The 13,175-nt window shown below is 62.6% G+C and carries 10 protein-coding genes and 1 pseudogene; 2 read left to right on the top strand and 9 right to left on the bottom strand.

The annotated features are described in order from the left end of the window. Positions 1-44 precede the first annotated feature (44 nt). The 3 genes from K2U94_RS05700 to K2U94_RS05690 all read right to left on the bottom strand — a co-directional run bounded on the left by K2U94_RS05700 (position 45) and on the right by K2U94_RS05690 (position 2,344). Entirely contained in the window at positions 45-620 is a 576-nt protein-coding gene (locus K2U94_RS05700) for a zinc ribbon domain-containing protein (protein WP_243066285.1), read from the bottom strand. Next, a complete protein-coding gene (locus tag K2U94_RS05695) occupies positions 562-1,599 on the bottom strand; it encodes a recombinase family protein (protein WP_243066284.1) in 1,038 nt (345 codons plus the stop codon). The genes K2U94_RS05700 and K2U94_RS05695 overlap by 59 nt, the downstream gene beginning before the upstream one ends. Positions 1,600-1,999: 400 nt before the next feature. Next, on the bottom strand, positions 2,000-2,344 hold the full coding sequence (locus K2U94_RS05690) for a hypothetical protein (protein WP_243066283.1): 345 nt from the start codon (positions 2,342-2,344) through the stop codon (positions 2,000-2,002). Between the two features lie 225 nt (positions 2,345-2,569). Between K2U94_RS05690 and istA the strand changes: the two genes are divergently transcribed. After that, entirely contained in the window at positions 2,570-4,096 is a 1,527-nt protein-coding gene (gene istA, locus K2U94_RS05685) for an IS21 family transposase (protein ID WP_243066282.1), read from the top strand. Between the two features lie 11 nt (positions 4,097-4,107). Continuing rightward, the gene (istB, locus tag K2U94_RS05680) at positions 4,108-4,854 is read left to right on the top strand and encodes an IS21-like element helper ATPase IstB (protein ID WP_243065710.1); all 747 of its coding nucleotides are present in this window, start codon (positions 4,108-4,110) and stop codon (positions 4,852-4,854) included. Positions 4,855-4,915: 61 nt separating this feature from the next. Here istB and K2U94_RS05675 read toward each other — a convergent pair whose 3' ends face one another. The 6 genes and pseudogenes from K2U94_RS05675 to K2U94_RS05650 all read right to left on the bottom strand — a co-directional run bounded on the left by K2U94_RS05675 (position 4,916) and on the right by K2U94_RS05650 (position 13,119). Beyond that, positions 4,916-5,335, bottom strand: a complete 420-nt coding sequence (locus K2U94_RS05675; RefSeq protein WP_243066281.1) for a hypothetical protein — start codon at positions 5,333-5,335, stop codon at positions 4,916-4,918. Positions 5,336-5,582: 247 nt separating this feature from the next. Beyond that, positions 5,583-6,769 (bottom strand): IS3 family transposase gene (locus K2U94_RS05670; RefSeq protein WP_243066280.1). Its coding sequence is split into 2 segments (ribosomal slippage): positions 5,583-6,511 and positions 6,511-6,769, totalling 1,188 coding nucleotides; the frame shifts between segments, so codons are not numbered across the junction. Positions 6,770-7,125: 356 nt separating this feature from the next. Beyond that, the gene (locus K2U94_RS05665; protein WP_243066279.1) at positions 7,126-8,415 is read right to left on the bottom strand and encodes a tetratricopeptide repeat protein; all 1,290 of its coding nucleotides are present in this window, start codon (positions 8,413-8,415) and stop codon (positions 7,126-7,128) included. A gap of 276 nt (positions 8,416-8,691) precedes the next feature. Further along, positions 8,692-8,883 (bottom strand): annotated as a pseudogene (locus K2U94_RS20735) (hypothetical protein); the annotation flags it as partial. A gap of 48 nt (positions 8,884-8,931) precedes the next feature. Beyond that, entirely contained in the window at positions 8,932-10,332 is a 1,401-nt protein-coding gene (locus K2U94_RS05655; RefSeq protein ID WP_243066277.1) for an HlyD family type I secretion periplasmic adaptor subunit, read from the bottom strand. Positions 10,333-10,434: 102 nt separating this feature from the next. Then, a complete protein-coding gene (locus K2U94_RS05650) occupies positions 10,435-13,119 on the bottom strand; it encodes a peptidase domain-containing ABC transporter (protein ID WP_243066276.1) in 2,685 nt (894 codons plus the stop codon). Positions 13,120-13,175: the final 56 nt, after the last annotated feature.

Below are 13,175 nucleotides of genomic sequence, written 5' to 3'. Positions count from 1 at the left end.
GATGTTGGCGGGGGCGCCGAGGCCCTTTAGGTCCAGAAGGGCGGCTAATTTCCGATGATCTCGATCTTCGGCTCCACGCCCGCCGGCGCAGGATGGACGATCACTTTCGCGACGAGCTCGCGGAAGGCCTGGTTCGCCAACGGCCGATCGTTCGATAGCGCCACGGAGAGCGCGTCGAGCGCCTCGCGGAACCGCCGCACGGCTTGGGGATGGAGCGCGACGACAACCTTCTGTTCGTCGGCCGTCGCCAATCGCGCTTCGACCTCCCGGCGTTCTTGCTCGAGCGCCTCCATTTTTCCCCGCATGTCTGCGAAGGCCGCGCCGCCTTCCGCAAGCATGTCGACGATTCGCGTCATCTGGGCGCGGATATTGCCGAGGCGAGTCTCGTCTTTCGCCCTGGCCCGGACGTTGGCGCCGGCCAGGCGTTGGCGCTCGTCGTGATAGGTGCGGACAAACTCCGCAATCAGCTCAGGCTGGTCGAGCTCGGCCCGGAGGGAATCGAGGACGCCCGCTTCGATGCGGTCAAGGTAATAGCGACGCTTGTTGTCGCAGCAGCCCGACTCAGCGACGCGGCTGCAGCGGATGCGGGGCCGGCCGGACGAGTTGTCGTGCTTGACCATGCCGGCGCCGCAGGAGCTGCACTGTAGCAGCCCGGAGAGCACTGAGCGGGTATAGCGGCGCGGGCCCCTTGGCTCCTTCGCTTGCCCGCCGCTTTTTCGTGCGTGCGCCGCCTCGAGCAAGTCGGCATCGACGATCGATCGCCAGCTCGGGCGCGGCGCAGCGCTGCCATTCGCTTCGCGGATTGGGGCGCGAAATGCGTTTCCCGGTCGACGGATCCTTGATCATCCGGACCTTGTTCCAGACGATCTCGCCGCCATAGATGGAGTTTTGGATGATGCCGGTCCCGCGCTCGGCGTTGCCATTAATCGTCGAAGCGTTCCAGGAATCGCCCCGCGGCGGCGCGATGCGGTCCCGATTGAGGCCGGCGGCGATATCCCGAGGCGAAATGCCGCCGGCATATTCCGCGAAGATGCGGCGCACGGTTTCCGCTTCGGCCTCGACGATGCGCAACTTGCCAGGCTCGCCAGGCGTCGGCATGTAGCCATAGGCGCGGCCGCCGGCATAGCGTCCCTCGCGGACGACGCCCGCCATGCCGCGCCGCACCTTTTTCGCGCCGTCCTCGCGAAAGAGCTGGCCGACCAGGCCGCGAAGGCCAATCGTCACCGTATCCGCAACGCCGTCATGAACGGCGCGCAGCTCGATATTCCGGAATTGGAAATCGCGGAAAATGAGCGCGAGATCCGCCATGTCGCGCGACAGTCGGTCGAGGGCCTCGACGATCAGGACGTCGAAGACGCCGGCCTTGGAATCCTTGTTGAGCTTTTGCAGTCCGTCGCGGCCGAAGATCGACGCGCCGGATTTCGCACGGTCGGAATAGGTGGCGACGACGGACAGGTTTTCGCGATGGGCGACGGACGTGCAAAGCCCGACTTGATCTTCGATCGAGCGATCTGATTGGAAGTCGGTCGAAAACCGCGCATAAATGGCCGCGCGCCTAGCGCCTGGCGGGGGATTTCTCATCTTCGACCTGTTGGTCATTGGATATATGCCGCCGCTTTCGATCAGCCGCATCATCCGCGCGCGCCGCCTCGATTGCAAGCGCGCGGACCATGGCCAGTAAAGCCGGGTCCGGCTCGCAACCCGAGTTATTATGGTGTGCGCGGGTTCGCATCAGGTCAGGCCGCGCCCTCGGATGAAATTGCGAACAACATTTCGCCGTCTCCAAACCGCTGGAAATTCGGTCGAGCGATTGTTCAGCAGGGTTTCGGCTCGGGCCGTTCGCAAATTCGCCCCCGGGTTAACGGGAGAAAGTTAGAAGAACGAATGCGTGACGGGAATGAGAGACGGCGCGAGGCTTCGCCGTCGCGGCTCTCATCTTTCAGGCAGTGCTATATTTGGCGGCTTTTTCAGGATGGGGCGGCTCCCCCGCGCGAGAATTTCAGCTTCGCCTGGCGAAGATCGTTCTCGGCCGGAGCCAGCGGTCTACCTGCTTCCGTGTCGCAGACGTTATGTCGAGGTCGTCGAAGATCGACTCCGAAGCTTTCGTTCCGTCCGCATGGGCGGCCGGGAAATCAACGCCGAAATGTCTTGCCTCGCTTTCGCTGAGGGTTTTCACAAAACGGCGGACCGCGGGGCCTTGCCAGTTGTTCAGGGCGGATTTGATGTTCATTCCGGCGGCAATTGTTTGGGAAAGCGGCAACTGTTCGTCGTTCGCGACGCGCCGCCATTCCGCAAGGGCCTCGTCGCGCCAGATTTCACGGCGGCGGAGCTCGAGCGGCGTCAATGCCCGCGGGTGTAGATTCCTGACGAAGGCGCCCCCCAATTCCTGGATGATGGCGCCCCCCGTGACGGAATGATCCCGCCCCCCCATTCCGAGATGATGGCGCCCCCCAATTACGAGATGATCCCGCCCGGGTGATTTCGTGAAGGACGGGGGCCGCCGCTGGCATGTTCAAGTCGCTCTTTTGGCGATCCAAGGGAGCAATCGATGCCAGCGGAGCGAATTTCCATGCGCCAGGCGCGCGCAATCATTCGACTGAAATTTTCTTCTTTCTCGGCGCACGAAATCGCCCGGCGGCTCGGCATGGCGCGTTCGACGGTGCGCGAGATGCTGCAAAGAGCCGAAAGCGCGGGGCTTTCCTGGACGCAGGCGGAAGGCATGAGCGACATCGCATTGGAAGGCGCTCTCTACGCCAATCGCCGCAGCAGGCGGGGGCATCGGCGTGTCGCCGAGCCGGATTGGGTGATCGTCCATCGCGAGTTGAAACGCAAGCACGTCACCCTGACGATTCTTTGGGACGAATATATCGCCGTCAATCCGGGCGGCTACAGCTACTCGCGGTTTTGCGACCTCTACCGGGGCTTTGCGAAGACGCTATCGGTGACAATGCGGCAGACCTATGCCGCCGGCGAGCGGCTGTTTGTCGATTACGCCGGCGACACCGTGCCCGTCGTGATCGATCGTCTGACCGGAGAAGTTCGCGAGGCTCAGGTCTTTGTCGCCGTTCTCGGCGCGTCGAGCTTCACGTTCGCCTGCGCCGGCTGGACGCAGGCGCTGCCGGATTGGATCGACGCCCATGTCCGCGCTTTCTCGGCGATTGGCGGCGCCCCCGAACTCCTCGTTCCGGACAACACGAAGACGGCGGTCATCAAGGCCTGCTTCTACGATCCCGACGTCAACCGAACCTACACTGAGATGGCGACCCACTACTCAACCGCCATTCTGCCGACGCGGCCCTACAAGCCGCGCGACAAGGCCAAGGTCGAGCGGGCGGTGCTGATCGTCGAGCGCTGGCTCCTGGGGCGGCTGCGGCGGCGCACCTTTTACAGCCTGGCCGAACTGAACGCCGCCATCGTCGAAATGATGAGGCAACTCAATGACGAACGGGCGATCCGGCGCCTTGGCGTCACCCGACGGCAATTGCTGGAGGACGTCGATCGACCGGCGCTCAAGTCCTTGCCGGTCGAACCTTACGAGTTCGCGCAATGGAAAACCTGCCGCGTCGGCGTCGACTACCATGTCGAAGTCTCCAGCCATTATTACTCGGTTCCCCACCGCTTCGCCCGCGCCGAGGTCGAAGCCCGGATCACCGTCAGGACGGTGGAGATATTCCTCCGGGGCGAGCGGATCGCCGCCCATCTTCGCATGAGCGGCAATCACGGCCACACCACCGTGGCCGACCACATGCCTTCCAGCCATCGCCGCTACAAGAACTGGACGATCGACAAAATCCGCGCCGACGCCAAGCGGATCGGGCCGACGACGGCGGCCTTGTGCGAGCAGATCATCGAGCGTCGCCCCCATCCCGAACAGGGCTTCCGCGCCTGCCTGGGCATCGTTCGCCTGGCGAACTCCTATGGAGACGAGCGCGTCGAGGCGGCGGCCGAGCGCGCCATCGCCATCGGAGCGCGCACCTATTCCTCCGTCAAATCCATCCTCGACAAGAAGCTTGATCGTCGGCCCGCCGAAAAGCGCGCCGCGGAGGCGCCGACGATCCTGCACGCCAACATCCGCGGCCCGCGCTACTACAATTAGGAGAGAAGCTTTTGCTCAAACATCCAACCCTCGACCAACTCCACACCCTCGGCCTGCACGGCATGGCCAAGGCCTTCGTCGAAGTCGCGGCGTCCGATGAGGCCGGCGGCCTCAGTCATCCGGAATGGCTGGGCCTTTTGCTCGATCGCGAGGCCTCCCTGCGCCAGGACAAGCGACTGGCCGCACGGCTGCGCGTCGCGAAATTGCGCCAGCAGGCCTGCGTTGAAGACATTGATTATCGCAGCCCGCGCGGCCTCGACCGCGCCATGATGCAAAAACTCATCAACGGCGGCTGGATCGACGCCCACGACAATCTGGCCCTGATCGGTCCGACCGGGGTCGGCAAAAGTTGGCTCGCCTCGGCGCTTGGCCATAAGGCTTGCCGGGATAATAAGTCCGTCATTTATCAGCGGGTCCCCCGGCTGTTCGAGGAACTCGCCCTGGCGCGCGGCGACGGTCGCCATGCACGCCTGCTGCGCTCGCTCGGGCGCGCCGATCTCCTGGTGCTGGACGACTGGGGGCTTGAACCGCTCGACGCCGCGGCGCGCCATGACCTTCTGGAAATCCTCGAAGAGCGCTATGGCCGCAAATCCACCCTCGTCACTTCGCAGCTTCCCGTCGATCGCTGGCATGAAATCATCGGGGATCCGACTTATGCCGACGCCATCCTCGACCGACTGGTCCACAACGCCCACCGCATCGAACTGACCGGAGAAAGCATGCGGCGCGCTCGCGCCAAGAGCACGATCGCCTCTTGACCAGGCGCCGTCTCAGGCGCCAAGAAATTGTCAGCCAGCAAACCCCACGACCCGGGCGCCATCATCCCGTTACCGGGGGGGCGCCATCATCCAGGAATCGATGGGCGCCATTATCTCGTAATTGCCGGGCGCCTTCGTCGGAATCGACACGCGGGTCGGGCAGCCAGACCGCCGCCGCCGCTAGGCGATGTTTTTCCCGGGAAAAAAGCCGGACCTGTTCACCTGTCAGATCGGCACTGGATAGCTCTCCCGCGTCCATTAGCTTTTGCAGGCGCAGGAATTCGGGGTCCGGTTCTATCGGCTCGACAGTCGAAACCCGTCCGGAAAGCAAGGCGATGTCGAATGGGGCATCCAGGTTTTCGGGAAGGATCTGCGACGGGTCGATCATTGTAAGTCGATAACCGGGCCACTCGTCGTCGAGCGGCGCAGTTTGCTCAATCGTCAAGTCCGCGGCCGTGATTTCCCCGGCATCGATTTTCATTTGCAGCTCCGGGTATTCGGGACGCGCACGCAATGGCTCAATCGTTGAAAGCATACCGAAGAGCTCATTTTTTGCTGACAGGGCCGCCATTTCAATCGAGCTCAGACCTTTTGCTAAAAGCCGGTATTTTGGCAAAAGGCCAAGGGTCGAACGGTTCCAACAGAAGAGGTGTGATCGTTCCTGGATGTTTTCGAAAAAATTGATGGCCTCTTTGCAGATCGAGTTCCAGTGACCTTGCCCCCAACTTTTATCCAGTTTTGAGTTCGCTCTGGCGGTCGGATTTGCCCTGATAGGCGGGTTGAGCGGCGTGAGCTGGCGCGGAGCTGGCGGGATTGCGCAGCGCCGGCTCACGCCGCGGGAAGGTGTGGGCGAATTCGGCTGGCGTTTGCCAGCCGAGACCGGAATGGGGCCTGTTGACGTTGTAGTCGGCGCGCCAGCTTGCCAGCATGACGCGAGCGTGGGCCAACGACGAGAAGAGCGTCTCGTTCAAGAACTCGTCGCGCAGCCGGCCATTGAAGCTTTCGATGAAGGCGTTCTGGATCGGCTTGCCCGGCGCGATGTAATGCCAATCGACGCGCGTCTCGTCAGCCCAGCACAAGATGGCATTGCTGGTGAACTCGCTGCCATTGTCGCTGACCACCATCTTTGGCCGACCACGCTCAGCGATAATGCGGTCCAGTTCGCGGGCGACGCGCTGGCCGGACAGCGAGGTGTCCGCCACCAGGCCAAGGCATTCGCGGGTGCAATCGTCGACCACGGTCAGGACTCGGAAACGCCGACAGTCGGTCAATTGGTCCGACACAAAATCCAGCGACCAGCGCTGATTGGGCGCGAGCGGGATCAACATCGGCGCCCGAGTCCCGATCGCCCGCTTTCGGCCGCCGCGCCGCCGAACGCTCAGCCTTTCCTCGCGGTAGAGCCGGAACAGTCGCTTGTGATTGATGACATAGCCCTCCCGGCGCAGGAGGACATGCAGACGCCGATAGCCGAAGCGCCGTCGCTCATGGGCGATCGCCTTCATCCGCTCGCGCAACGCCAGATTATCCAGTCGGATCGCGTCGTAGCGAACCGTCATCCGGCAGCAGCCTATGGTCTTGCACGCCCGCCGCTCGCTCATTTCGAAGGCTGTTCGAAGATGCGCGACCGCCTCTCGCTTTGCAGCGGGCGTCACCATTTTTTTCCGAGCAGATCCTTCAACGCGGCGTTGTCGAGCATGGCGTCGGCCAGGAGGCGTTTGAGGCGGGTGTTTTCGTCTTCCAGCGACTTCAGCCGCTTGGCCTCCGAGACGTCCATGCCGCCGTATTTGGCCTTCCACTTGTAAATGCTGGCATCGCTGACGCCGTGTTTGCGGCACAGTTCGGCCACAGCGATCCCGGCCTCGTGTTCCTTCAGGATCGCGATGATCTGTTCTTCGCTGAAACGGGTGCGCTTCATTCCCTGGTCCTCAAGCTTGGGCCAGAGCTAACTTCAAACCGGATAAGCCTCAGGGGGCAACGTCAGCTCAAGTCCGATAGAATCCTCCACCCCGCCATCTAGGCTCAACCGCCTATCCCTGCGGCCTTCGGCGGAGGGAGACCCTTCGGGCCGAGGTGCGCGGCGGAACTGGCGGCGATTCTGCGACTTTCGGGGCCCGAAAACGCAAAAGCTCCGGCTGGAGGGCCGGAGCTTTTGGTTGAGCAAATCAAGATGGTTGCGGGGGCAGTAAACCACCGAAATTTGACGATTGGCTGCAAGTTGTAAGATGGCCAAAGGTGTCAGCGGGGGCTTGTGCGACCTTGACTCACCGCGGCTTACATATCCTTCGAATTTTCTCCGGGAGCCTCCGAACCGGGGCGAGTGACGGCGGGCGGCGCCGCGCGTTCAGAACAGGAACGCGCTTCCGCGCGGCCGCGCTCGCCTGCGACGCCGTCGGCTAAATATTTTGCGAGCATAAGCCGCGCCTCTGCGTGGCCAGCTTCCGCCGCGGCGTGAAACCAGCGCTCGGCGACGGCGCGGTTCGTGGGCAAGCCGTGGCCGCCGCCATGGACGGCTCCCAGCGCGAACATCGCGCCGCCGTGGCCTTTGGCCGCCGCCTTCTCGAACAAGGCGACAGCGCCGTGAATGTCGCGAGGGCCACCGCGGCCGTTCAGCATCATTTCCGCGAGGGAAACTTGCGCGTCCATTATTCCCGCATCGGCGGCCATGTGGAACCAGGACCGAGCGCCTCGCGGATCCGCCGGCGCGACGACGCCTTCGGCCAACATCTGGGCATAGGCGTGCTGGGCTTCCGGCAAGGCTTCCGCCGCCCATCGCATCCACTGCATCGCGAGCGCCTCATCGCGCGCGACGCCAAAGCCCTTGACCAGGCAAAGCCCGAGATTGAATGCGGCGACAGGGTCGCCCGCCGTCGCTGCCTGTCCGAACCAGCCGATGATTCTGCTCGGGTCGTCGGCGTTTCCACCGCCCTTCAGAATGAGATTTGCGAGATCGACTTGCGACGAGCAGTCCCCGGCGTCCGCCGAGATCCTCAACCAATTCGTGGCTTCGCTCTCGTCGCGGGCGACCCCAGCGCCGGTCAGATAAAGCGTTCCAAGCGCTTTGGCGGCGGCTCGGTGGCCGGATTCCGCCGCTTTTCGATACCAAATCGCCGCCTCGGCATAATCGCCCGACGACGCGCCATTGCGGCTGTAGAGATCGCCGAGTGCGGCCGCCGCTTCGGAATCGCCCGCCAGTGCAGCGCGGCGCAACCAGGATTCGCCAGTTATCGGATCCTTCCTGACGTGGCGTCCCTCGATGAGCGCCCGTCCCCACTGAACCTGAGCGGCAGGTACGCCGCCTTCGGCGGCGCGCCGATACAGTTCAGTGGCGGCGTGTGAATCGCGCGTCACGCCGATTCCGTGTTCCGTGACTGAGCCCAGCAAATGGATCGCGGTCGGCAGACCAGCCTCGGCCGCCCGCCGAAGGTGCACAGCCGCCTCACGCTGCGTGGCCTCGTCGGACGCGCGCTGGAGCAGCGAGAGCGCATAACCAAGCGCGCCCTGCGGGCACCCGCCGCTCGCAGAGAGCCCGTACCAGCGATGCGCGTCCTCGAGGTCGCGCATTCCTTCCGGCCCATGGGTCCGGAGATAACCGACGAGCGCCTGGCCTTCGCCAGAACCAGTATCAGCTGCCATGCGCGCCCATTTCATGGCGGATTTGAAATCCGGCTCCCGCAATGCGACAGTTGCAAAAAGCCGGCTCGTCGCAGGAGCTTCCACGGCTTTATCCGCTTCTTCGCCGCCAGCCAGTCCATGCAGACAAAGGACTCCCAGAGTCACCTGAGCCTCGACGCTACCGCGCTCCGCCGCTTTTCGCAGCCAATCGACGCCCTCGGATTGACAGGCAGGAACTCCAAGACCCCGGAAATAGGCCAAGGCGATCCGATAGTCGGCGTCGTCAATTCCGGCCCGCGCCGCCACCGAAAGAAGAGGAAAGGCTTCGACAAAGCGGCGCTGCTCGGTGAGTTCGATGGCGCGCCGCAACGCCGCTTTGGGCGAAGCGAGGCCAATTAACCGATCAACGAACGCCATTATCCTTCCCTTTCTCTTCCCTCTCCCAGCTGCGCTGGCGGCCGGTGATCACGGTTCCCGCATCGCCTCATGGGCGACCGGCATCACCGCGCCAAGCAAATATTGGAGAACTGTTCGCTTACCGACTTTGATGTCCGCGGTTACCGGCATTCCGGAAATCAGATGGAATCCGGCGGGCACGCCGTGAAGAGACAGGCGCGTGAAATTGATCCTGGCGCGGTAAAATAGTTCAGGGCCGTTTCGCTCCGGCGCCCGGCCGCTGGGATTGCGCGCCTCTTCATGTATAGTGAAGCTGCTCGGGCTGACGATTTGCACCGCGCCCTCAGCCATTCCGTATTGGCTATAGGGAAAAGTGTCGAACTTGATCGCCACGGGGTCATTGACGTGGACGAAGCCGCTTTCGCCGCCGGGAATATCGGCCTCGACCTGAAGGACGGCGTCCGTGGGCACCAAGGTGATAAATTGCTGCCCCGATTGCAGTACAGAACCCACGGAGACTTTTGCGACAGACTGAACGATGGCGTTGCGTTCGGCGCGAAACTCCACCAGATTGCGGAGCAATTTCGCTTTTCTCAACTGTTCGCGGTCCGCGACCGCTTTGTCTTTCGCCTCCGATAATTGTTCGGCGATCTGCGCCTTCCACCCGCTGACGAAGGCCTCCTGTTCCGCCGCCAGGGCTTGCTTGCCGAGAGTGGCTTCAACCTCGGCGTGCTCCGCGCTGGCCAGGGAACGCGCCATTTCCGCCCGATTGTCCTCGGCGATCAGCGTATTGAGCTTGGTGCCCACTTGTTTTGCCTGGAGCGTGGCGCGCATCTGTTCGACGGCTTGAGCGACCCGAAGCCGCTCCTGGAATCCCCCAATGTCGGATTTAGCGCGTGCGATCTGGGCGTCGAGTTCGCCCAATCGGTGCGCGAAGTTCTCCGTCTTTGCGTCGAACTCCGCCTTTCGTTGCCTGTAAATCGACGCTTCCAGGGCCCAGTCCGCCTTGGCGCCCGAATATGTGAATGGCGTGCCGTCACCTTCGGCGGTCAAACGTGCCACCTTCGCCTCGAGCGCCGACGCCTGGGCTTTGAGCGAAGCGAAATCGGCCGCGGCGAATGTCGGATCGAGCTTCGCTAGGAGCTGTCCAGCGCGCACCTCCTCGCCTTCATGCACGTCGATCGAGCGTACGATGGAGGTCTGCAATGGCTGCACCAGGATCGTCGGCGATTGAGAAACAACCGTTCCTTTCGCCGTCACCACCCGATCGACGGGCATCACGCCAGTGACAAGAATCAAGGTGAGCACCATGCCGGCGATCACCCAAATGACTCCTTGGGCCGATCGCGGGACAGGAGCGTTGACGATGGCTGTCGAGGGCTTCTGAAATTCGAGAAGGACCGGCAGAGTGGGATCCCTCCGATTTCGCCGTTCCTCAAACGGGACAATTTTTGCGGAGGATTTTTTCATCGCGTAATCGCCATGTCGAGGCCGCCTGCGGTCATCAGACACGAAATCCGCCGTGTCCGCGACACTTGGTGTTTGGACCTAATCTCTCCGGCATGCGCCCGGCTAGACGCTCGGCGCCAATCGAGGCCTGATCGCTTCATGATGCTGATCTTTACTATCGAGATGACGGTTCTGCTGCCGCCAGAGTTGCTGATAGATCGAACAGCGCTCCAGCAATGCGGCGTGCGGCGCGATGTCCTTGACCTGTCCGCCGTCGAGAACCAGGATAAGGTCGCAATCCACTAGCGACGATAGCCTGTGCGAAACGATGACCATCGTTCGCCCGCGCGCGATACGCTGCAAATTGGCAGTGACGACGGCTTCGCTTTCAGGGTCGAGAGCGCTTGTCGCCTCATCGAGGATGAGAATGCGCGGGTCGTGAATGATCGCACGCGCGATAGCTAACCTCTGCCGCTGTCCTCCCGAAAGATTGGGAGAGCCTTCCTCGATGTAGGTGTCGTAGCCATTGGGCATACGCTCGATGAATTCTTCGGCGCCCGCTAGGCGCGCCGCGCGCACGGCGTCAACCAAAGTCAAGCCCGGGCGGCCCGCGATGATGTTGTCGCGAACCGAGCCGCGAAACAGGAAATTATCCTGCAAGACGACCCCGAGGTTTTGACGGAGATAGCGAAGGTCAATTTCGCGGGCGTCCGTTCCATCGATTTTCAGGAACCCAGTATAATCCCGATTGATCCCCTGCAAGAGGCGGGTGATGGTCGATTTTCCCGAACCGCTTCGCCCGACAACGCCGACCATGGCACCCGCCGGAATGGAAAAATTGATGCGATCGAGCGCCGGCGTCCTGGTTCCAGAGTAGCTGAACGTGACGTCCTCAAAGCTGATGGCGCCAGAAAATTTCGGGCGCAAGCCGACCGCCCCTGCGGTCGTCTCGAGCGGACGATTCAGGACCGATCCGGCCTCGCCAATGGCGGCGCCCACCTCTTCAAAATCTTCGACGAGGCGCGCGAGTCCAACGAGGGGTTGCGCTACCCGCCCGCTCAACATCATGAACGCGAAAAGGGAGCCGACCATATATCCCGACGTGTCGTGCAACGCCAGATAGGCGCCGAACATCATCGTGCCGAGCACCATGAAACGCTCGATTGGCGTGACCAAGGTTTGCGGCCAGTTCACCAGCCTCGCAAAATCGAGCCGCCCCTTGCCCGCCTCGGCGATCCGCTCGTCCCAATGCGCCTGGCGCTGCGGCTCAAGCGCGAGCGCCTTGATCGTCTTCATGCCGACGATCGTCTCGCCCAGGGCCGCGGACTTCAATGTCTCCGCGGTAGTCACGCGCTGATAGCGCGCCCGGAGCGGTTTCAAATAAGCGAAGATGACTAGCGAGATCGCGCCCGCGCACACGAGGACGATCGACGCCAGGATGGCGCTCAAATAGAACAGGAACGGCAGCAGCACGGCCAAGGTGACCAGATCGAGAAACGTCATCAGCAGCCGCCCGGTCAGGAACTCGCGCACGCGATAGACTTGGGCAATCTGGTACATGGTCTGGCCGGCCGGATGGCGCTCGAAATAATCGAGCGGCAACCGAAGGAGACGGCTAAAGACATGCAGGTTGAGTTTGGCGTCCAGCCTCGCCCCGATGACCGCGACGATCAATCGCCGCGCATGTCCCAGAAACGCTTCGTAAGCGATGAAAACCACCATCACCACCGAAAGCAGCTCCAGCGTCGAAACGCTATGGAATTGCAGGACGCGATTGACCGTGGTCATCACCAGGAGCGGCGGAAAGATCGTCAGGAGACTGATGGTGAGAGAGGCGAATGCGATATCGCGCAGCGGCTTGCGTTCTTGCAGAATGAGATCCGCAAGCCAGCTCAGATTGAACAATTTGTCGGTCGACGCCTGCCCGCGCAGGCCACGCAACAGGATCGCGTCGCCGTCCCAGGCTTGCGACAATCTCAATTCGTCGATCTCGACCGACGCGGCTCCGGCTGGCGCGTTGGGCTCTTTCAGCCGCACGGTCCTCTTGCCCGCGTCGACGCCGGTCAGCAGCGCGGCGTTCCCATCGGCCAGCAGCAGCACGACGGGACCGGAATCGCCGAATTTCATCAGATGGCGCCAGCCGATGCGAACCGCGCGGGACCACAGGCCGCCGTTCTCCGCCCAGGCGGAGAGCGCTCCCGGGGTCGGCGCCGATTCGTCGGTCCCGTCACGAAATTCAGCCACATCAAGTTCAACGCCGTGATATCGCGCGGCCTCGATCATCGCGCTCAAGCGCGGATGGCGCCGGGGTTCCTTGACGCCGGATCCAGCTTCGTCGCCCCCTTCAGCGCCGGCCTCGCTCGGCGAACTGCCGTGAATGACGATCAGTGCCGGCTCACTGGCCCCCTCTTCGGCCACTGTTTCCGCAACGCCGTCAAAAATGCCTTGCTCAAATCGCAGCGTTGCCTCGAATTCGATCTGACGCAGGGCGATTTCGAGCGCTTCGATCTCACGCTCCACACGTTTCGGCGTGAAGGACGCGTGATGTTCCCTCATCTGGTTCATCAGTGCGGCGCGCGCCCGCTGGTAAACGGCTCGCCGTCGTGCTTTCGTATTTGGTTCGAGAGAGGCGACGAAACGCGACACGACCGAATAATAGTCGACCTTATTTGGCGCGCGCGCCGTGCCCCCGCCTTTTTCGTTGGTGACGAACAGCCGCCGCGCTTGTTCGCCAACCCGCCTGGGCAAGGGTGAGAGGACCTCTTCGACTGCCTGGCTCCACATCGAACTGATATTCTGAATGAGCACGATTGCTTCCCCATGACTGTCGAAGGCGCATGACCGCCACTCTGGCGTCACCCGCC

The sequence above is a fragment of the Candidatus Rhodoblastus alkanivorans genome (genome assembly GCF_022760755.1).
GTDB lineage: Bacteria > Pseudomonadota > Alphaproteobacteria > Rhizobiales > Beijerinckiaceae > Rhodoblastus > Rhodoblastus alkanivorans.
Note: the sequence above shows the minus strand (reverse complement) of the source record. Positions and strands in the feature narration are given on the sequence as shown.